The organism is Bdellovibrio reynosensis (assembly GCF_022814725.1).
Lineage (GTDB): Bacteria > Bdellovibrionota > Bdellovibrionia > Bdellovibrionales > Bdellovibrionaceae > Bdellovibrio > Bdellovibrio reynosensis.
Window position 1 is genome coordinate 2,444,269 of record NZ_CP093442.1, and the last position, 19,999, is coordinate 2,464,267.

Consider the following 19,999-nt stretch of genomic DNA (forward strand, 5'->3'; position numbering starts at 1 on the left):
AATCGAAAGACTATTGGAACACGCCCAAGATGTCTTCTTCGCGCATCATTAAGTACTCTGCGCCTTCAAGTTTCAACTCAGTTCCCGCGTATTTGCTGAAAAGAACTTTGTCGCCAGCTTTAACTTCCAATGGAAGGATTTTACCGTCTTCAGTAACACGGCCTTTGCCAGTTGCTACGATTTCGCCTTTTTGTGGTTTTTCTTTTGCTGTATCAGGGATGAAAAGTCCGCCAGCGGTTTTTTCTTCTTCCGCCATTCTGCGCACTAGGATTCTATCGTGAAGTGGACGAACGCTAAGTTCAGTTTTAGCCATATTTGCCTCCGTTTATTAATGACGAGGGTAATATGAAGCCGGGGGATTTTAAGTCAAGGTTGGGCGAGCTATTTTTTTGAAAGGTTCTTAGAAATCACACCGCATCTTATTGTGCGGCGAGTAAAAATATCGGATTTAGAGAACTATTTTGTAACTTCTTTTCCCATATTAGAAGCACTTGCCGGAAGGTCCGCTGTTGATGCGCCAAATACTGAATTGGCATAAGCAGTCATTAACTCCGCTACTTCTTCGGGCGTTAACTTTCCCGCAACTTCATTAAAAGCTGATTTCTTATCTTGAACTTTAGTGAGATATCCAACGAAGTAATCGGTTACAGAAAGGTCTTTTGCGACTTCAAGGTCATATTGTTCTGCACGTAACAATCTTTCTAATCTTTCTACAGCCATATCTGTGGTTGAAACAGCCTCTACGGCAGTTTTCTGGCTTAAATTAGGGTCCGTTCCGTGTGCCAGGGTTCTAGTCGCTTTCTTAGAATCAATTTGGGCCTTCAAAGTTAGAACTTTGGTTTGCGCCTGTTGAACGCGTTCCGTTTTCCATTCGCGATAGCTTTTCACCTGAGCTCCGGCATTTACCGAAAGCACAGTAACGCTCCAAAAAGCTAATAGAGGGAGTAATTTATAGATACGCATCGATCCTCCAGCAGACGTCCGATTGTTCCACGCGGGGTTATTACAAAGCCCGTGCCGGGGCTTAGATGACCCATTTGCAATATAAAGGAGTTGAATCCTTGAGGAGGCCTAAATGTGTTACTTTGAGACAAAATTGGCTTGGCAGCTAGCTCGTAAACCAGAGGGCATCGACGCCAGGCGTCGATCTGGGGATAAAAAAAACCCCAGGGGTTACCTAGGGCTTAAATTTCACAACTAAAAAAGTTGGCTCAGGAGGAGGGACTCGAACCCCCGACCCAGCGGTTAACAGCCGCTTGCTCTACCGACTGAGCTACTCCTGAACTCGGTGAGGTTCCATAAATAGGGCTTTGCCTGGCTGTTGTCAAACAGATTTCAGAAGTCTAGGGCGCTTCAAATCTCTTCAAAACTTTTACCAGGCCCGGCGATGAAAAAGGCATCCCCTGAACCCGGAAAATTTCTTTTACCGCGTCTTTTTCTAAAATCTTTGTTTCACCAGATTCTGAAATAGCCTTAAGAAGCGGGCGATACTTAGGTTCATAATTTTGCTCTTGGCTAAAACTCCCCACCATAAGTTCGCACGCGGCCGAAAGATCTTGGGCTGAAGAAAAAGTTTTTAAGACTTCTGAATTTTCAGAGAGAAGTTCAACCTTTACGGTTTTTTCCGGGCACCAAGAAAGCAATCGATATTCCCCGCCAACCAATAAACCAATCATGCTATTAGGATCTGCAGCATGCTTTTGTGTTTGAGGAGATTGCAGCGCCTTGATCCCGTAAAGCACGGCAACAAAGGCAAAAACCAACATCGAGATTTTTAAGATTAAACCTGTTTTCATTGCACAACTATAAGATCAAAGGGACCGAACAATGTCCAGCGAAGTGCAGCACGATTTGTTTAGTTCTTCATCGTTAGAAATATTTAATACGTTATCGGCGATGCAAAACGGCGTTTCAAAACGAGCACCCAATGTTCTTATCAAATTCTGATGAACCCAATTCTCAAAATGAGTCTAAATTTCCGGGCGTCTCATTCACATTCAAAATTTTTTTTACCGATTTCTTTTATTATGGGCCCCATTATGCCGAGAAGTAAGTATATGAAAAATCATATTTTATTAGCACTCAGTGTGACGGCTCTTCTTGGTTGTGATCGTTTAGCAATGGATGAAAAAACCAAGGTGCAGATTCAATTACCTTCAATAACGCCTTCCTTATCAAAGGCCACTGATGTTTCAGTTGCATCGACTGGTGATGAAACTCGCCCAGTTCCGACTGGATTCACAGGCGATCGTCCGATCAACTGTTTTATGATCGCGGCTGGTGGGCCTGAAGAGGCTCTGCAAAGAAACGTGTGCTATAGAAAAAATGATACAACTTTTGCGCAAAGAAAAATTGGTATGTGGGTGGGTGGCGCGCCTGCTGGTTCAGCATTATCTTTTGATGTGCCATCCGGAAAAGACCGCGTGATTTACGTCATTGGTTTTTACGCTGCCGCAGGTGCATGTAAAGACTTTAAAGTGAATTCATTCCCTGAACATGACGTGATGTCTTCACCTTATCTAGTAGGTGAAGTCGGCGCTTTAGAGTTAAAACCAGGCGAGACTAAGGATCTTCCAATTAAAGTTTCATTTAGCGAATCAAATCGTTTCGATACTTGCGATGGTCCTGACTTCCCAGATGATGGACATAGTGATGGTCCAACGGGCCCCGGCACTTCTGCTCCTACGCAATTGCATATTACAAAAGAGTGGTTCCCGTACAATTCATTCACGACAGACTCTTGCCAATCTTTTGATCTAGCACTTAAAGATAGTTACGGTCGTCACTCGACCTTCCCTGTAGCCATCACAGTAGCACCTACCATTGAAATCAATGGTTCAAGTCAGCCTATTTATAATAGTTGGGAAGAATGTCAGGCAAGCTCTAGCCCTCAATCTTCAATTACGATTCCAGCGTTCCAAGATCGCAAGCAAGTTGTTTTCAAAACTCCTTATGATCCAACAACCGCAGTTATAAGTGCAGCAGTTACTTCTGCTCCGAATGGTGTGACTGTATTTGGGGCGGGACACTTTCTAATCTATGATAAAAATGCAACTACTATGGATCTTGAAGGTCCTTGGAGTGTATTACCAGATAACTGCTATCCTTTTGATCTAGTTATTAAAAAAATGGATAATGGATCTGTGTATAAGTATTCAGATGAAAATATTAATATAGGTTATGGTGTTAACAAAAAAATCTATTCTACTCTTGCGACATGTCAGTCAAATACATCCCCTATTACGTCCGTGCTAATGCCTAATTCTACGATTCGAAAAACTATTTACGTGAAAGTTAAGCCGATGTCAGATGACCAAGAGCCGATTCAGCTACTCGCTGAAGGTGGTGCTTATGATGATGGTTATAAATATATTCATAAAGGACAAGGAACTAACATCGCGAAATATCTCGAGATTCGCGGAAACAATAAGATGGGCAGCCTCAATTACTGCTCAAATATGGCACACGAAGTGTTAGTTGTTAACGAATTTCACACTCCAATCGTACTCCCAAGTGCGATGACGGTAAATTTAAGCACTAACAATAGCGGCATTAGTTATTACAACAATACAGGAGATTGCGGATACGGCACTGGTGCTATCTCTTCAGTAAGCATTCCGGCAGGCAATTATAAGGGTGCATTCTTCTCTCGCTTTACAGCCTGGGGAACCCATAACATCATCGTTTCAGCGGCGGGCCTTACTTCGGTAAGTTACCCGGTGATCATAGATGGCCCTTCGATGATTGAACTTACTCCGATGCTGCCAGGGACATTAAGTAATAATCAGTGTGTGCCAGTGACACTTACAATGAAAAATGCTTCTGGCTCTGTGGCGCAAGGCATGGGCATGAGCGTGTATCCCAATGTAACCGGCATTCCGGGCCCTTCACTAGGCGGATTCTACAACGACCCGTCCTGCAGCAGTTACCCACAAAGTTACCTTTACTGGCCAAGTTCAGGCCCAGCTACAATACAAGTTTACTTTAAAGTAGATAACCAAAGCGGTGGGCCTTTGAATGTAAATGTGCAGGTGAATTCAAGCGGAACAACGTCACCATCCATCCCAGTCACAGTTAATAACTAAAACTGACGACTGAAAAAATAAAAAAAGCCACCATATTCAGTGGCTTTTTTTATTTGCTTAGAATGCTATGAGTATATGTGAAAAGAGCACTTAGCATCGCCTTGTTGTACTTATAAAGTTCAACTTCGGAATTTGCTATAGTGTATTGAGCTGTAGCGCCCATATTCCATTTTTTCGTAAGATCTTTATTTAAAGAATACGTGAAAGTCATTGTGCTATCGGTACGGGCCGTATCAGCCTCCCCGTAACTTTGATTCGCATAATCCCCACGCAGAGTGCCTGTCGACTTCCAGAACGTTGGGTAACTATAGCTCACACCCAAACCCATTCGTTGATAGCGAAAATTCTTACCATTTGCTTGATTCATGATGTAGCTGATATCTGTTGAAATGGATTTTTCGCCTTTAAGGTCTAACAACTTTGTCGGCGTAATAGTTAATCCATATTTGTTACCGCTTTGATCATCATCGTCAGAAGATATATCTGCTAGCGATGTATCAATTGAATACTCAAGCTTTCCTGACAAATACAGGTCTCTTTTAACCGGTGCCGCCAATGTGGTCGTCACCCCGGTTGTTCGCAAGATCTCTGCGCGCGTGCCGCCGGTAGGGCTCATATAAATGGTTCTATAGGAAGGCAAGACATCAAGGTTGTAGGATCTGCTTTTACCGACGATCTCTAAGTGATACGGTAAGGTCAAAGCTAATTCTAAAGGGTCTGCTGTTTGCAAGGTGGCGTCCCCTTGAAAGCGCGTATTAGTACTATAGTAGTCAGATACCGCTAGCTGAGCTGCTAAATCTGAATTCAAGCCTTTATAGATATAACCCAATGCACTTGCACCGAAGTTGGCGCGGAAAGCTTGCACATCTGTTTGTCCATTATTTAAAGCGACATTCAGAATATTTTCGTCGTAAACAGGTCCGGCAAAAAAGGTGAATCTGAAACGTTCCTTTTTGCTTGCCAAGAAATTTTCCATGCGATCAATTTGATCTAGCATGTCTTCAGCAGCCTTATCCATTTGTGGATCTTTGGAATTATCTAAAACATATTCCATACTCTTGCGAGCTTCTGGGAATTTCTGCTGTTGATATTCAATAGTACCAGCGAAATAAGCAGCCGTTGGACTGAAGTTAGGATCATTTTCGTCACGAACTTCAACGAGCGCCTTTAAAGCTTTATCATAGTCTTTAAGCTTTAACTGGTTCAAAGCGATGTAATAGTCTTTTTCAAGCAGCTTATCGGTATCAACTTCCGCCATATTTAAAGTCACTAAGGACTTATTATAGTTTTCAGTCTTATATAAGCTAACCCCATAACGGTAAAAGTAAGATTCGTTTTCTGGATCTAACTCAATAGCCTCTGAATAAAGCTTTTCTGCAGCTGCATAGTTTTGTTTTACATATTGGGCATCCGCCTTTTTAACTAAGGCCGCCGCTTCATCTTGTTTTCTTTTCTTTTCAGCTTGGCTAAGTTTTTGTTGTTGCTCTAAAAGCTCAGCTCTTTTTTTCGCTTGCTGTTCTTCTAAGCTGACTTGCACTTGCTCTTGAACACGAACTTGTTCGCGAACTTGTTTTTGAATTTGCACCATTTTTTCTTGAGAAAAAACTTCGGCCTTTTTCTTATCTGCCGCTACTGGTGCCGCTTTAGCTGCAGCTTTTGCTTTAGCCTCAACGTCTCTGGTAATAAAGGCCGCCATTAAATCAGAGTTTTCAAAAAGGTTTACCCTTTGAATCGTGTCTGTGCCTGAAACGTAAGTGTAATAAGGATTTTTACCAACACCAAAGAACTCTAAAGTTCTTGCCGCTGTATCACCCTTAAAAAAGCTAATAACGAAAAAGCCGCTCCAAATTTTTGGATTGGCTTTATTAGGATGAAGTGAAATTTGCGCTATTTTATTTGAATCGACATCGCGAACCCGAACCGTCTGCACATCACCCGTGGCGTTTGCATCATGCAAGTGAACGACAATTACTTGAGACTGGGCAATCTTTGTATCAATCGCAAAAGACGGCACGGCCAAAAGGAAACTCAGAAGAAAAATCAAAGCTGCTTTCATAAATTGTCGCTCTATCTAGTTTAAAATTTTAATTACCAATTTGCGGTCTTACGATCACACGAGTTTTACCCATTGTATCTCGAATGATATCTTTCACCGGTGAAGTTGCGTCAGCCGTTGGCGCGCGAGGCATCGTCGTCGTCGGAGCCGCTACAGGCTGCTGACGTACGTCGTTGATCTCTTTTGCCATACCGATATCCATATCTTTTTTATCAATCATCGGAGGAGCTGCTTCTTTCACTGGAGGCGGAGCCTCGCCCTGAGCTGTTTTATTTCCACCAGCATCACCGGCAGGAGCTGAACCTTCACTTGCAGGGTCGCGTTTGCCGTTTTCTTTACCTTCAGGAGATTTGTTATCAGCAGATTTGTTATCACCTGCTGGAGCTGCTTCGTTAGAAGCTTTTTCGCTGCCTTCTTTGTTTTGGCTCGTAGAAGCACTTTCTACGTCCATTTTTTTAACTTCTTCTTTAGGAAGAGGTTTCGGAGCTTCAGGAGCTGCATTCGCAGTCGCAGTCGTCATTTCACCTTTTTTAACCATGACTGGAGCGCCAACAACTTGGCCTGCTTTATTAACTGACGCTACTGAAACAGCGCCTTTAAAAGTTACCACCGAAGTCATTTGCGTGGACGGATCAAATCCCGCAAGGAACTGGGTACCACGAACTCCTGCGACTGCAGTTGGTGTCTTAATTAAGAACTTACTTTTTTCGCCATCATAGTTTTGTTGAACGTTGTTACGAACCTTACCTTGCAGCAGATTCAACTGAACGTCTTTTTTGCCTGTGGCAGAATCGTTTTGATATTTTGCGATTTGAATTTTGGTGTCAGGATTGACGTTGATAACGTTACGGTCCGCCATCACGATTTTCGCTCTGGAATCGGCTGCAGTAATAACTGTATCACCCTCAAAAACTTTCACTCCGACCTTGGCGTCAGTTGTACCTGTTTTTGCGCTTTGAACCTTCACGCTCCCTTTAGTTACCATGAAGACGCCGTACATATCGTCGGCAAAAGCAGTTACTTGGAAACTAAGCACCCCAAAGACACACCATGACAAAATCTGATTTTTCATTTTTGATCCTCAGTCCTTAGTTTACGCGAGATGCATTCGGCTTAGAACTGATCCGTTTAGGGTGACTTATTTTTAGACCCAAGTCCGTAATAACCTTAAACAATTACTGATTGATAAGTTAAATGTACCAGGATGAAGCGGGTAAAAAAATAAAGCTTTGAACGGTGGTTTCTTCAGTTTTTCGTGATTTCAGGGATTTTTGGGGGAGAAAATGGTGCACTCGAGAGGATTCGAACCTCTGACCACATGATTCGTAGTCATGTACTCTATCCAGCTGAGCTACGAGTGCACTGTGAAAGAGACGTATTGATAGACTGCGGCCAGGGAAAAATCAAGCATTCTTGATAAAATTACAATAAGAATTAGCTCAAAACCTTGATTAACGGGTCCCGCTATGGCAGGTTGAATCTTCAGTCGAGTTTAAACCGACCGCGGGAAGGTGGGTGAGTGGCTGAAACCAAGCGTTTGCTAAACGCTCGTACACTCAAAAGGTGTACCGCGGGTTCAAATCCCGCCCTTTCCGCCATTTTCCTCTGTCGAACTTCTAATCAATCGAAACTTCTTTTCCAAAGACAGCCCATTCTGCGGCTGTAATTCTAATTTTTTAAGACCCCTATGCTAATTTGCTCCAACAAAACGAAATTATGTTGGAGCAAGCGATGAAGAGCTTATTACTTTTCTTAAGTACGATTTTAATTTCGGCAAACGTTTATGCCGATAATTATTCTTGGGGTTTTGAAAAACCAAAAAAAAATACTACGACAAATGGTTGCACTATTTATAACCCGTTTATCGAAGTCGGCGGTGACGATGAGCAGTCTCCGCAATGGTCCGGAGAATGCAAAAATGGTTTAGTGAGTGGCTGGGGATACATCAGACCTTCAAGATATCTCAGTAAAATGTTCGCAGAATTCAAAGAGGGTCGTCTGGTTAGTGATGTATTTCTTTACATCTTTGATGAGGACTCCACTTTTTTTGCATATAAGAGCAAAGGAGTATTCAAAAGAGGATTTACAGCAGCTATCGGTGATTGCAAGGCAAATCCTACCCACGGTCAATCGTGTGCCCGAATCATGGCTGCCCTAAAGAAAACAAATCCTTATCCAGAAGTAAAAACGAAAGAAGGATGTACGGTCATTGATTCTACACGAATTCTTAAGCGCCATAAAAATCCATCATGGACAGGAAAATGTATTAACGGTCTTGGCAGTGGCCTGGGCTGGCTGACGTTCGAAGACACAGTCAATGATACAACAAAATACTACAAGCTTTTACTGGAGCTAAAAGAAGGAAAACTTTCTAACAAATATTTCCACCTTAACAATACTGGGTATGGCGGATTGGAGAAAAGCACCATGAAAATAAATGAGGGGTACGGCTTACACTCGTATGCTTCATGCGATAAAAATCCGGAGTGTTTAAGAATTGAAAACGCAGAAAAATACGGCATTCCCGGCCAACAAAAACCGCCATTAGTTCCAAGTTCTTCAAGATATGATTCAGGTTCCAACGGTAATGTTTCAGGCTCGCGTGCAAATACATTCGAGGCGCCTCGCTCATACCTAAAAGGATATGAGGGACCTCTTACTGCTTGTACCGATCAAGCTATTGATGCTGCGGTTGAGCAGATTCGTCCGCGTTTAAATTTTAATACGCAAGGTATTTGCGACAGTGCCAAGGAAAACGCGAAACTTATGTATTTTATGACTACACTTATACAGAAAAGCTGTCCGTACGACCAAGATAAGATTTCTGCCTACGATGAATCTTTTAGGCAATCTTTGGAACTAGAAGAGGGGTCTTGTGTTTACTAAAAAAAGGGCGATTAAGTCGCCCTTTTTTTATTTTAAAATTTGATCGAAAAAACAAACTAATAAAGCTTAGAAAGCTCCATCGAGTATTTGCCTGGGGCATATTCTGCCAGGCGCTTTTTATAAAGATCTTGGAAGAACTTATCTTTCGCACTGTAGTTTGCGTAAGGGTAAATAGCAATACCTCCACGCGGAGTAAATTCACCGATCACTTCAATGTATTTTGGTTTCATCAACTTCACTAAGTCATCGCAGATCGTTTGCACGCAGTCTTCGTGGAAATCACCGTGGTTACGGAAGCTGAAAAGGTAAAGTTTTAAAGATTTTGATTCGACCATTTTTTTATCAGCGATGTAGTTGATAAAAATTTTTGCGAAGTCAGGCTGGCGGGTCTTTGGGCAAAGCGAAGTAAATTCAGTACAAACAAAAGTTGTCCAAGCGACCTTGCCTGGATTTTTGTTATCGAAAGCTTCTAATACTTCTGGGGCGTAAGTCTCAGGGTAATGGGTTTGGTTTTCACCCAAGGCGAAGGTTTCTAGTTCTTTTGCGTCTCTGCCGGATTTCTTTTTCATAGGGCCTTTTTAAAGCAAGGCCCTTAAATTTTCAATGGTCTACTTATTCTTGCCCTTTTTCTTAGGCGCAGGGGCGGATTGCTCCCCAGTACAGGGCATTTCTTTCACTAGTTTCATTCTAGAATCTAGATCGGGATGCAAGGGATCAGCGACTCGCTGTTTTATATCATCCCTCATAAAACGCGCCGTAGATGGCTTGTCTGGAGCTGTCAGCGCCTTTATTTCCTTTTCAGATAATAGCGAACTGACTTTGCCTTGATACTCTTTAACCGGTGATAGAATTTTGCCTTTAACAGTGACCGAATTATCTATGAAGACTTCAGCAAGTTCTTCTAAGTCAGGAGCTAACGTAAACGTGGTTTCGCTCATTGAACCCGGATAAAGCTTCAGTACATTTTTTCCGTCGACTTTTTTAATCACGCCATCAATTTCGTATCTGCCGCACTTAAATTTTTCTGCATAACTTTGGCAAGTGGCTAGCAATATCCACACTGCCAACAACGTTTTCCACATTTTCATTTTCATAAAACAAAGTTCCTGCATGGGTTTGGTTTTTTCTCTTGTGCTGAAAAGTGCTGATAAAGTTTTTCATAAACATCTCTTTCAGCTTGGGCCACTTTATCTGCTTCCCAATAAATATCATGGGCCTTTTTATCAAACTCAGCTTGTTTTGTTTTCCACTGTTGGAATTCAGGGCTGGAAACCTGTTCTTTATAAGCTTTAAGTTCAGCACTTTCTTTCTGACTCAGACTGCCAGCCTGAGCCTTTTTTTCAAGTTGTTTATAACCAAACTCCCACTGCTTTAGGCTTCCGCAAAGTTGATAGTTTAAAACATTTTTACACTTATTTCCGTTATCAATACTGTTGACTGAAACAAAAGATTCTTGAGCATGCTGACGAGCGTTCTCATAGCTCTGCATAGAGGATTCAAGCTTTTTTATGATGGGCTCAACCTCGGAATCCGTAAGACCCAAGCGTATTCGCGCTTGATGATACAGGCCCTTGTTTTTTTCAATGTCGCGAAGTTGCGAAACTAGTTTTTTAAAAGGATTCGAATTCACTCCATAACAGTCCTTAGCATCTTGAGCCATTGCTGGCGCAATACTGGTTCTTTCACGCATAGATTCAGATAAAAACTGAGTAGCCGCATACGCTTTACGACCCGCTTCTGTTGAAATTTGCGGGGCCCCTGGTGATGGAGCCTTTCGCCCCATTAAAAAAGCCTCTTCAAGATTGGAACCCTTTTTAATATTTTTTCCAATTTCTTCACCCGCATTTACATAACCGACATTATGAGAAGCTGCAGACACGACACACGTTTTGTCAGAACCTAAATTTAACGTCACCCCCGAATGACAGGAATAATCTACGATACCTAACTGAACTCCGTTAGCTTCAGCTAAATCACGAAGCTCTTTTAATTGACCAAGATCAATGATTCCATCTGTAGCAGCCACACTGTGCGCAATTTGCGGTGGTTGAGTAGGCAGACCATGGGTTGCAATCGTGACCATCAACTGATCGCCGCTTTTAAGGTCACCGGACTGAATGCGTTTTTTAAGATTCGCAATTTCATTATTAACATGAAACGCCGTCATCGGTTTATTCTGTCCCTTAGACATAGTATTCGCCAAAGCTTCTGACTGCGGATGTCCACCATCAAAATAAGAGCGCGAGCTCCAACCACTTTGCGAAGAAAATAAACCGAAATCTTGATAAGTCTTATCAAAAATTGTTCCCGGGGTTGCTGGTTCACCACCACCCCCGAAAAAAACGACTTCTTTTTTTGCGTAAGCCGAAAAACTAAAAAATAAAAAGAGAAGCCCGAGGGCTGCTCGTTTAGTTAACATTCTTCATTCCTGAATAACGGGCCATCCAATAAGCATAAAGGTAATCAACTCCTGAATACTCTACACCTTTTGCATGACCACCTTGGTAAGCAAAACCCTGTTCCTTCCACAAGAAATTACTTGTGAAAGCATTTAATTCAAAGGTTGGGTACTGATATAAACCTTGATAGAAATAGCTTACCGGAGGTTCCGGTTTTTTAAGCGACTTCCAGAACAATCTAGGAATAGGTGACATACACCAGTCTGGGCGAAGTGAATGATCAATATTCACATCAAGGTTAGGGCGAGGATAGGGGATTTCTCTTAATCCCCAAACAGATTGCGCAAGTGAAGTTTCAAATTGAAGTTCACTGCTATCGTCTCTGAACTTCCCACCGCGCGTACCATGCTTATAAGCAAACGCATATGTTCCAATAGTTTGGAAGTGACGATGAGCTGGTCGATAAGTGATCCAGGCATCAATCAAACGCTCTCGTAATTGATCGCGGATCTTATTTTTACCTAGTAGATCAGCAAGTACGATGTCGGTGATATCACCAACCATGCTTAGATTGATACCGCTCCAATCCGCAGAACCATTCCAGTAAAATGTAGTATCAAAACTATAACCAGAAACTTTCGTACGAATGGATGAATAGAACTTTTCAAATTTTTCTTTTGAATCGGTGTTACCGTTGATCCAAGCATCAAGCCCGTAAGCTGCAGATTTATTTTGCGGCTTATCTTCCATGATTTGTAGTTTGATCAATTTTTTTGATTTTTCACGAAGGCCATTCCAAATTTCTGTATCAGTTTTTGGAATCACAAGGCTTGCCCACATGAACCCATGGGTGATCCCCTTAACCATGTCGTTATTTCCGCCTTCTAGCCAGATGAACTTTTCATATTTACCTGTACCGCGGTGCCACTTTTCAGAAATCGGTTTTGTTGGATTATAAATAGCAATAGTGCGAGCGAACTCTTCTTCATTTCCGGTGATATCCATCAACATGATAAGAGCTTTCGTCGCGCGACGAGCGTTTTCTAACGCTTCTTCATTCTTCGTAGTTAAATAGCGCATCGCTTGAGAACCCACATACATACCGGTCCACAAACTAGCATCACCATCATATGCGTATTCAAGCAAACGACCTTGCGGATCTAAAACCGCATGGGACAGCATGCCTGCTTCATTTAAGTGAAAGTCACGGGCGTTCTTTTCAAAACCAGTGGCCTTTTGATCCAATGTCGGGGCATAGGCATTTCTTTTCACGACTGATTCAGTGATGCTGATATCATCGGTGACCTTATTTACGACACGGATCACGTCGTTATTGTGGCGATAAAATTCAAAGTCCGTCGGATCAAAAACTACGTATGGCTGTTCGTTTTTATACTCAGAGCGATCCTTATAGGATTTAACCAATGGATCCTTTTCGTAACCAATATCCATTTTAAACGCTTTTATAACTCCACGAACAATCAATGGGACCTTGTCACCTTTAGCATCAAACTTTTTTCGCTCATTGACCCATAAAGGTTTTGTTTCTAAATCACGTCGGGTTGTAATCCATTCTGTATAACTAGAAACTTTTTTATCGCTATAGTGGCTTGCTAAACCTTGGGGTGAAATTGCAAAACGCGAAACTACATTGATCGAGTTTCTAAAATCCGTAGGATCTCTTTTTACATTGCCAAGTTTTTGAATGAAATCGCCTTGACGAATATCATAACTGATTGTCAAAGCGTCCTTTTCAGCAACAGCCTTGCCAGTCCAAACTTCTTGGACCTTTAAACCATCAAAGAAATAGTTGATGTAAGTAACTACGCGGACGACATTGAATGTGCCGTCATTGGAACGACGTAATTCAATCTCGCCATTGTATGGACCGCGAGTAGAAGAAGACCCTTGCACAAACCAGATTCCTTCCATTCCGCCATTTGCTTGCAACGAAGCGATGTCGCGAGGAATCTGTCGTTCTTTGTGAGAGCATGAATTTAAAATAAAAAAGCCCAATAAAAAGAGGAATGCACTACAAATAGTTTTCATTCCTCTATTATTGTCGAATCAACCCCATGGACAGCAGTCCTGAAGTTGTCAGCCTCTACTTTAGTATTGGATTCGGTCTAACTTTGCCTGCCATTCTTTGAAAACAGCTAGGGCTTCATCGTGACCGCATTGGATCATCGGCACTTTGCGAAGGGCGATCTCCTTAGGAATTTCTTGATAAAGAAAATCATCATCGAATTCGATATCGGCAGCATCTTTACGCGTGTTTGCATAAAAGATTTTATCAATACGTGCCCAGTAAATTGCGGCAAGGCACATAGGACAAGGCTCGCAGCTGGTATAAATTTCTGCACCTTCTAAACTAAAATTTTTTGCATTCTCGCAGGCATTACGGATAGCGACTACTTCAGCATGGGCCGTAGGATCGTTGGTGGAGGTCACTTTGTTCCAACCTTCACCAATGATTTTATCGTCCTTAACAATAACGGCCCCAAAAGGACCGCCAGCACCGGCTTGCATATTTTTTCTAGAGAGCTCGATGGCTCTTAGCATGAATTCCTTTTTCATAAGGTGGACAATATTGGCCAGGGGATAGGAATTAGTCAATCCCTACCGATGGACTTTTATTGCCGTTTCACCATGGAATAAAAAAAAAATAGTTATTGGAACCGGTATTAGGGGAGTTTTAGTTACGCTCCCCATGGGTAATGATAATAATCTGATTTGTACTTGCATTCACTGTGACAAAGCTAGTTGCATCAACGCTAGGATACCAATAAGTGTGGGGATCCACTTGAATATCGCCGAAATATTTTTTCAGCTGCAATAATTCCCAATAATTTTTATCACGGACTCTTAGCAGAGGTTCTAGGTCGCCAAAATCAGCATGACGATTGATTTGATTTTCCATAGCACCCAAAAGGTGCTCACGCATAATTTCCCATGAGGTGGGTTTAAGATTGAACTCGTTATATTCAATGATTTCTTCTAAATCGGATTGCAGATTTCTTGATGAGCTTTGAAAAACTTCAAAACGAATGCAGGCAAAATCAGGATATCTTTCTTCAACAAATTTGCATTCGGTTTCTAGGGCTTTAAGAGTGCCAGTATTAGGGATTGGTTTTAGATCAGCAAAGGCGTTTAAAGAAAAGAACAAGAGAAATAAGGCCAGAATTTTTTTTATCATTTTAAATCCTTTAAAAAGTTTCCGCCTGACTTTGCACTAACGATGCACAAAGCCATTAGAATTAAAACTTTTTAAAGGACGGACTTATCCGAAAGGTCCGACCCACGGATAAAAAGGAGTTTTCTTAGCGGGCGCGCTGGACTCTAGAAGAAATCCAGGGCCAAACCATTGGTATTAAAGAAACGCCAATCACACCAAAAATAACGATATGAAAGTTTCTTTTTACGATCGGCAAGTTCCCGAAAAAATGACCGGCAAGAATGAAAAGAAAAACCCACAAAATAGCACCGACAACGTTGTAGACTACAAATTTGCGATAGTTCATTCCACCGATACCAGCTACAAACGGAGCGAAAGTTCTAACAATCGGCGCGAAACGAGCCGCTACGATCGTAAATGGACCCCATTTTTCATAAAAACTTTGCGTCTGATAAAGGTATTCTTTTTTGAAAAACCGCGATTGCGATTCAAACACCTTCACACCTAAAGTCTTACCGATATGGTAATTAACTGTGTCGCCTAAAATTCCTGCGATGGTTAAACTGATAAGTAACAACCAAAGGTTAAGACCATTTTCAACAGTCGTAAACGCACCTAGGGCAAACAACAAAGAATCACCTGGCAAAAATGGTGTAACAACTAAACCAGTTTCCGCAAAGATGATTAAAAATAAAATGACATAAAGCCAGGGACCAAAAAAGGCGATCCAAGTAGGGATGTGTTGATCTAAATGTAAAATAATATCGATAAATTCCATCATAGGTAGCTAACATTAATTTAAAACCCGCTAAGAGCAAGCGATTACTGCTTTGGGATTAATCTTCTAAGCTCGACTATGCATCTGAATAATTACTCTAAGCTTGCGTAAATACAGCCATATTTTAGACATACCTAGCTATAAAACAAAGTTTATTTCAGGCACTCTAGTTACATCAAGGGGGCCAGCATGAGCGACCAATTAAAGGCTGAGATCATCACGCCAGATGCAGCTGCGTTTCTAATTTCACTCCATGAAAAATTCGACAACCTTAGAAGCAATCTTCTAATTCAAAGAAAGATCCATGCAGAAAGATTTGCGCAAGGTCATCAACCTGATTTTTTAAATCACACCTCTGAAATTAAAAATACAGATTGGAAAGTTGCTGATGCTCCCCACGATTTGCGCGATCGCAGAGTTGAAATCACCGGCCCCGCAGAACCTAAGATGATGATTAATGCGATGAACTCTGGTGCTAAGGTTTTCATGGCAGACATTGAAGACTCGCTATCACCAAGCTGGAACAATGTCTTGCTGGCACAGAAAGCTCTTAAGGATGCCGTCAGAAGAACACTAGAATTCAAAACTGATGGAAAAACCTATTCCTTAAATGAAAAGACGGCGACGCTTGTGGTTCGTCCCCGCGGTTTACACCTAAGTGAAAAAAACTTTCTGATTCGCGGTCAGCCTATATCCGCTTCACTTTTTGATTTCGGTTTATATTTTTTCCACAATGCCCACGAACTTATCAACCGTAATTCCGGTCCCTATTTTTATTTAGCGAAATTAGAAAATCATGAAGAGGCGGCCTGGTGGAATGACGTTTTTAATTTTGCTCAAGACGCTTTAAAAATTCCTCGCGGCACAATTAGAGCCACTGTCTTAATTGAAACAATCACCGCTGCCTTCGAGATGGAAGAAATTCTTTACGCCTTGAAAGACCATGCCTCAGGATTAAATGCCGGACGCTGGGATTATATTTTTAGTATGATCAAAAAATTCCACGCTCACGATAAATTCATTACTCCGGATAGATCTCTTATCACTATGAATACTCCTTTCATGGATGCCTACTGTCACTTGCTTGTGCAAACATGTCACCGACGCCAGGCTCACGCCATTGGCGGAATGGCAGCGTTCATTCCAAATCGTCGTGATCCTCAGTTAACGGAAAACGCTTTTAGAAAAGTCGCCGAAGATAAAAAACGTGAGGCCCGCATTGGTTTTGATGGCACCTGGGTTGCCCATCCAGATTTAATTCCTGTGGCTGAAGAAGAACTCACTCGCGTTTTAAAAAATGACCCGCACCAAATGCACGCGATTCCACCGCTGATGATTGAACGAGATCAGTTGCTCAATATTCCGCCAGCCAAAAACCAAATCACTGAAGAGGGTGTCAGATCTAACATTCGCATCAGTCTTTTATATATTGATCGTTGGCTAATGGGAACAGGGGCTGCGGCCCTCTTTAACATGATGGAAGATTTGGCGACGGCGGAAATTTCCCGCAGTCAACTATGGCAATGGCTGCACCATCAGGTAGAACTTTCCAACGGTTGCCGCCTTACAAAAGAAACTTATAAAGAACTTCTTGATGATGAAGTGATGAAACTGATTCCGCTTAATCTTCCGTGCCTGGATGAAGCGATCGAATTACTAGATTCGTTAGTGCTCGCACCAGAGTTTCACGAATTCATGTCCATTAGCGCTTATGAAATTTTAAATCAAACGAACGTTAAAGGAGTAATCAATGATTTTAAGCAAGGACCTTCAGCATCGCCAGCTTAATGAAAATTGGAGCACTGACGATAGATGGAAAGGGATTCAAAGAAATTATACTGCCGAGGACGTAGTTCGCCTGCGCACGACTCTTCCAGTAAAACACACCATCGCCGAAGTCGGTGCTAGAAAACTATGGGCTTCTTTAAAGGGTGATGGATATCTAAATACCTTTGGTGCAATGACAGGTGCACAAGCTGTACAAATGGTGAAAGCGGGTTTAAAATCCATTTATCTCAGTGGCTGGCAAGTCGCTGCGGATGCAAACCTATCCGGTCAAACTTATCCAGATCAAAGCCTTTATCCTTGCAACTCCGTACCATCACTTGTGCGCAGAATAAATAATGCTTTCATGCGCGCCGATCAGATCGCTAATCAAACCAATCAAGACGTGAAGGGTGTTGACTGGTATGCTCCTATCGTTGCTGATGCTGAGGCTGGCTTCGGTGGACCATTGCATGCGTTTGAATTGATGAAATCAATGATCGAAGCCGGGGCTTCAGGCGTTCACTTTGAAGATCAATTAGCAGCCGAAAAAAAGTGCGGGCACTTAGCGGGAAAAGTTTTAGTTCCAACTTCCACTTTCATTCGCTCTTTACAATCAGCACGTTTAGCAACAGATGTTCTTGATGTACCGACAGTGATCGTTGCTCGCACGGATGCTTTAAGCGCTACCTTAATGACTTCAGATATTGATCCACTAGATAAAGCGTTCTTAACTGGTGAAAGAACTCCTGAAGGTTATTACGTTATCAAAGGCGGATTAGATTACGCTATTGCCCGTGCATTGGCGTATGCTCCTTGGGCTGATGTTCTTTGGTTTGAAACTTCAAAACCAGATCTGAAAGAAGCAGAACGCTTTGCTCAAGAAATTCACAAAAAATATCCAGGTAAGATTTTAGCTTACAATTGCTCGCCATCGTTTAACTGGAAAATGCATTTAAACGATTCGCAAATTGCAGAATTCCAAAGTCGCTTGGGCGCGCTGGGATATAAATTCCAATTCATCACTTTAGCAGGCTGGCACTTAGTAAATTATCATGCATTTAACTTAGCCCATGAATATGCGGCTGAAGGTATGACTGCTTACGTACGCTTGCAAGATCAAGAATTCGCGGCGGCCCAAAAAGGCTACACCGCAGTTAAACATCAGGCTGAGGTGGGAACGGGCTACTTTGATCAGGTTTTGCAAACAGTAATGGAGGGCAAAGCCTCAACCGGCGCTTTAAAAGGTTCTACGGAAGAGCAGTTCCATCAAACCGTAGAACAACCCATAGGCCAAATAAGTAGTTAGAATCTTTAGGATAGTTAGAAACGAAAAAAGCCGCTGGTTAAGCGGCTTTTTATTAAAATCTAAATGGCGGAGAGTGAGGGATTCGAACCCTCGAGCCCCGCGAAGGGCTGCCAGTTTTCAAGACTGGTGTATTCAACCACTCTACCAACTCTCCGTCGACCGTTTTATGGGTTTTGGGGTGAGTGTTCAAGCAGTGTTTGGCCCTTGACGCCATGCAATACCAAAAAGAAGCAGGCACCTTTAGCGGATTTCGGTTCTTCCGCCCATATAGTTTTGCAAGGCCTTTGGAATTGCGACGCTTCCGTCTTCTCTTTGATAGTTTTCTAGGATCGCGATCAATGTTCTGCCAACAGCTAAGCCGGAACCATTTAACGTATGTACGAACTGAGGCTTTCCACCTTGAGGACGGAAGCGGATATTCGCACGTCGAGCTTGGAAGTCTTCAAAGTTTGAACATGAGCTGATCTCGCGGAAGGCGGCCTGACCTGGCAACCACACCTCTAGATCAAAAGTTTTAGCTGACCCAAAACCCATATCGCCTGTGCATAGAAGCATGCGGCGGAATGGAAGTTCTAAATCAATAAGCACTTGTTCAGCGTGACTTGTCAGCTGTTCATGCACTTCGTGGGATTTATCCGGATGACAGAAAGTCATTAGCTCCACTTTATCGAACTGATGTTGGCGAATAAGACCTTTTGTATCACGGCCCGCACTGCCAGCTTCAGAACGGAAACAAGGGGAGTATGCACAGAAACTTTGTGGCAAATCTTTTTCATCCAAGATCTCGCCATTATAGTAATTAGTTACTGGCACTTCCGCGGTTGGAATCAAGAAATAATCAGAGCCTTCAAGATGAAAAACATCTTCTTTGAATTTCGGGAATTGACCCGTACCCAATAAAGAATTGCTGTTCACGATAAATGGCGGAATCATTTCCGTATAGCCGTGTTTCATAGAGTGAAGATCCATCATGAATTGAATCAAAGCTCTTTCCATTTGTGCTGCTGCGCCTTTAAGGAAAGCAAAGCGGGTGCCTGTGGTTTTACCAGCTCTTTCAAAATCAATGATGTTTAGGGCTTCACCCAATTCCCAGTGTTCCTTTGCTTTAAAAGAAAACTTAGTCGGAGTACCGAAAGATTTTGTTTCCTTATTCTGATCAGCAGAAGAACCCACTGGAACTGAAGAGTGCGGTTTATTTGGAACAGTTAAAAGCAAATCAGTAACCTCTTGATCTGCTTCAGCGGCTTTCGCTTCAAGTTCTTTTACTTCAGATTTTAATGTTTCAACTTCAGATAAGATCGCAGACGCATCTTTACCTTCGCGCTTAAGTTTGCCGATCTCGCCGCTTAATTTATTTTGATTGGCTTTGGCTGCTTCAGCTGTAGCGATCATTTCTTTACGCTTTTTGGAAAGCACCATGATCTTTTCAAGAACTTCAGTTGAAGCACCACGATTGATAAGACCTTGCTTATAATCGTCATAGTAAGACGTGCCTGTTTCTGCTTTTTTCTCAAGAAGCTTAATATCGATCATGTGTTTTCCTTTAA

At 42.2% G+C, this 19,999-nt stretch carries 17 protein-coding genes and 4 tRNA genes; 5 read left to right on the plus strand and 16 right to left on the minus strand.

Annotated elements, in window-relative coordinates:
* Positions 1–10: 10 nt before the first annotated feature.
* The 4 genes from groES to MNR06_RS11445 all read right to left on the minus strand — a co-directional run bounded on the left by groES (position 11) and on the right by MNR06_RS11445 (position 1,796).
* Positions 11–313, minus strand: a complete 303-nt coding sequence (gene groES, locus MNR06_RS11430; RefSeq protein ID WP_243536141.1) for a co-chaperone GroES — start codon at positions 311–313, stop codon at positions 11–13.
* 143 nt (positions 314–456) lie between these two features.
* Entirely contained in the window at positions 457–963 is a 507-nt protein-coding gene (locus tag MNR06_RS11435) for a hypothetical protein (RefSeq protein ID WP_243536142.1), read from the minus strand.
* Between the two features lie 244 nt (positions 964–1,207).
* A tRNA-Asn gene (locus MNR06_RS11440) sits at positions 1,208–1,283 on the minus strand.
* Between the two features lie 60 nt (positions 1,284–1,343).
* Entirely contained in the window at positions 1,344–1,796 is a 453-nt protein-coding gene (locus MNR06_RS11445) for a hypothetical protein (RefSeq protein ID WP_243536144.1), read from the minus strand.
* Between the two features lie 261 nt (positions 1,797–2,057).
* Here MNR06_RS11445 and MNR06_RS11450 point away from each other — a divergent pair, with 261 nt between their 5' ends.
* Positions 2,058–4,085 carry a hypothetical protein gene (locus tag MNR06_RS11450; RefSeq protein ID WP_243536146.1) on the plus strand — a complete coding sequence of 676 codons (2,028 nt, stop codon included), beginning with the start codon at positions 2,058–2,060 and terminating at the stop codon, positions 4,083–4,085.
* A 49-nt stretch (positions 4,086–4,134) separates the two neighbouring features.
* Here MNR06_RS11450 and MNR06_RS11455 read toward each other — a convergent pair whose 3' ends face one another.
* From MNR06_RS11455 to MNR06_RS11465, 3 genes are all read right to left on the minus strand, one after another.
* Positions 4,135–6,141: a tetratricopeptide repeat protein gene (locus MNR06_RS11455; protein ID WP_243536148.1), complete on the minus strand. Its 2,007-nt coding sequence runs from the start codon at positions 6,139–6,141 to the stop codon at positions 4,135–4,137.
* Between the two features lie 28 nt (positions 6,142–6,169).
* On the minus strand, positions 6,170–7,213 hold the full coding sequence (locus MNR06_RS11460; protein ID WP_243536151.1) for a FecR domain-containing protein: 1,044 nt from the start codon (positions 7,211–7,213) through the stop codon (positions 6,170–6,172).
* Positions 7,214–7,425: 212 nt separating this feature from the next.
* Positions 7,426–7,502 (minus strand) — tRNA-Arg (locus MNR06_RS11465).
* A gap of 144 nt (positions 7,503–7,646) precedes the next feature.
* Here MNR06_RS11465 and MNR06_RS11470 point away from each other — a divergent pair.
* Both MNR06_RS11470 and MNR06_RS11475 read left to right on the plus strand, forming a co-directional pair.
* Positions 7,647–7,739 (plus strand) — tRNA-Ser (locus MNR06_RS11470).
* 133 nt (positions 7,740–7,872) lie between these two features.
* A complete protein-coding gene (locus MNR06_RS11475; RefSeq protein ID WP_243536153.1) occupies positions 7,873–9,027 on the plus strand; it encodes a hypothetical protein in 1,155 nt (384 codons plus the stop codon).
* Positions 9,028–9,083: 56 nt separating this feature from the next.
* Here MNR06_RS11475 and queF read toward each other — a convergent pair whose 3' ends face one another.
* The 7 genes from queF to MNR06_RS11510 all read right to left on the minus strand — a co-directional run bounded on the left by queF (position 9,084) and on the right by MNR06_RS11510 (position 15,379).
* The gene (queF, locus tag MNR06_RS11480; protein ID WP_243536155.1) at positions 9,084–9,596 is read right to left on the minus strand and encodes a preQ(1) synthase; all 513 of its coding nucleotides are present in this window, start codon (positions 9,594–9,596) and stop codon (positions 9,084–9,086) included.
* Positions 9,597–9,635: 39 nt separating this feature from the next.
* Positions 9,636–10,121, minus strand: a complete 486-nt coding sequence (locus MNR06_RS11485) for a hypothetical protein (protein ID WP_243536157.1) — start codon at positions 10,119–10,121, stop codon at positions 9,636–9,638.
* Positions 10,118–11,446, minus strand: coding sequence for a hypothetical protein (locus MNR06_RS11490; protein WP_243536159.1), 1,329 nt, complete (start codon positions 11,444–11,446; stop codon positions 10,118–10,120). The genes MNR06_RS11485 and MNR06_RS11490 overlap by 4 nt, the downstream gene beginning before the upstream one ends.
* The gene (locus tag MNR06_RS11495) at positions 11,436–13,475 is read right to left on the minus strand and encodes a hypothetical protein (protein ID WP_243536161.1); all 2,040 of its coding nucleotides are present in this window, start codon (positions 13,473–13,475) and stop codon (positions 11,436–11,438) included. The genes MNR06_RS11490 and MNR06_RS11495 overlap by 11 nt, the downstream gene beginning before the upstream one ends.
* Positions 13,476–13,535: 60 nt before the next feature.
* On the minus strand, positions 13,536–14,003 hold the full coding sequence (locus MNR06_RS11500; RefSeq protein ID WP_407933179.1) for a nucleoside deaminase: 468 nt from the start codon (positions 14,001–14,003) through the stop codon (positions 13,536–13,538).
* A gap of 118 nt (positions 14,004–14,121) precedes the next feature.
* Positions 14,122–14,622, minus strand: coding sequence for a hypothetical protein (locus MNR06_RS11505; protein WP_243536165.1), 501 nt, complete (start codon positions 14,620–14,622; stop codon positions 14,122–14,124).
* Positions 14,623–14,746: 124 nt separating this feature from the next.
* A complete protein-coding gene (locus MNR06_RS11510; RefSeq protein WP_407933222.1) occupies positions 14,747–15,379 on the minus strand; it encodes a DedA family protein in 633 nt (210 codons plus the stop codon).
* Between the two features lie 189 nt (positions 15,380–15,568).
* Between MNR06_RS11510 and aceB the strand changes: the two genes are divergently transcribed.
* Positions 15,569–17,167, plus strand: coding sequence for a malate synthase A (aceB, locus tag MNR06_RS11515; RefSeq protein WP_243536169.1), 1,599 nt, complete (start codon positions 15,569–15,571; stop codon positions 17,165–17,167).
* Entirely contained in the window at positions 17,130–18,452 is a 1,323-nt protein-coding gene (gene aceA / locus MNR06_RS11520; RefSeq protein ID WP_243536171.1) for an isocitrate lyase, read from the plus strand. Before aceB ends, aceA begins: the two co-directional genes overlap by 38 nt.
* A gap of 64 nt (positions 18,453–18,516) precedes the next feature.
* Here the strand turns inward: aceA and MNR06_RS11525 are convergent.
* Together MNR06_RS11525 and serS are read right to left on the minus strand one after the other, a co-directional pair.
* Positions 18,517–18,606: transfer RNA gene (locus MNR06_RS11525), tRNA-Ser, on the minus strand.
* Between the two features lie 86 nt (positions 18,607–18,692).
* Complete coding sequence (gene serS, locus MNR06_RS11530; RefSeq protein ID WP_243536173.1) at positions 18,693–19,985, minus strand: serine--tRNA ligase; 1,293 nt, start codon at positions 19,983–19,985, stop codon at positions 18,693–18,695.
* Between the last annotated feature and the right edge of the window lie 14 nt (positions 19,986–19,999).

Excerpts from the sequence above, each read along its gene's own strand:
- groES (WP_243536141.1), bottom strand. The coding sequence starts at position 313 with ATGGCTAAAACTGAACTTAGCGTTCGTCCACTTCACGATAGAATCCTA.
- MNR06_RS11435 (WP_243536142.1), bottom strand. The coding sequence starts at position 963 with ATGCGTATCTATAAATTACTCCCTCTATTAGCTTTTTGGAGCGTTACT.
- MNR06_RS11445 (WP_243536144.1), bottom strand. The coding sequence starts at position 1,796 with ATGAAAACAGGTTTAATCTTAAAAATCTCGATGTTGGTTTTTGCCTTT.
- MNR06_RS11450 (WP_243536146.1), top strand. The coding sequence starts at position 2,058 with ATGAAAAATCATATTTTATTAGCACTCAGTGTGACGGCTCTTCTTGGT.
- MNR06_RS11455 (WP_243536148.1), bottom strand. The coding sequence starts at position 6,141 with ATGAAAGCAGCTTTGATTTTTCTTCTGAGTTTCCTTTTGGCCGTGCCG.
- MNR06_RS11460 (WP_243536151.1), bottom strand. The coding sequence starts at position 7,213 with ATGAAAAATCAGATTTTGTCATGGTGTGTCTTTGGGGTGCTTAGTTTC.
- MNR06_RS11475 (WP_243536153.1), top strand. The coding sequence starts at position 7,873 with ATGAAGAGCTTATTACTTTTCTTAAGTACGATTTTAATTTCGGCAAAC.
- queF (WP_243536155.1), bottom strand. The coding sequence starts at position 9,596 with ATGAAAAAGAAATCCGGCAGAGACGCAAAAGAACTAGAAACCTTCGCC.
- MNR06_RS11485 (WP_243536157.1), bottom strand. The coding sequence starts at position 10,121 with ATGAAAATGAAAATGTGGAAAACGTTGTTGGCAGTGTGGATATTGCTA.
- MNR06_RS11490 (WP_243536159.1), bottom strand. The coding sequence starts at position 11,446 with ATGTTAACTAAACGAGCAGCCCTCGGGCTTCTCTTTTTATTTTTTAGT.
- MNR06_RS11495 (WP_243536161.1), bottom strand. The coding sequence starts at position 13,475 with ATGAAAACTATTTGTAGTGCATTCCTCTTTTTATTGGGCTTTTTTATT.
- MNR06_RS11500 (WP_407933179.1), bottom strand. The coding sequence starts at position 14,003 with ATGAAAAAGGAATTCATGCTAAGAGCCATCGAGCTCTCTAGAAAAAAT.
- MNR06_RS11505 (WP_243536165.1), bottom strand. The coding sequence starts at position 14,622 with ATGATAAAAAAAATTCTGGCCTTATTTCTCTTGTTCTTTTCTTTAAAC.
- MNR06_RS11510 (WP_407933222.1), bottom strand. The coding sequence starts at position 15,379 with ATGGAATTTATCGATATTATTTTACATTTAGATCAACACATCCCTACT.
- aceB (WP_243536169.1), top strand. The coding sequence starts at position 15,569 with ATGAGCGACCAATTAAAGGCTGAGATCATCACGCCAGATGCAGCTGCG.
- aceA (WP_243536171.1), top strand. The coding sequence starts at position 17,130 with ATGATTTTAAGCAAGGACCTTCAGCATCGCCAGCTTAATGAAAATTGG.
- serS (WP_243536173.1), bottom strand. The coding sequence starts at position 19,985 with ATGATCGATATTAAGCTTCTTGAGAAAAAAGCAGAAACAGGCACGTCT.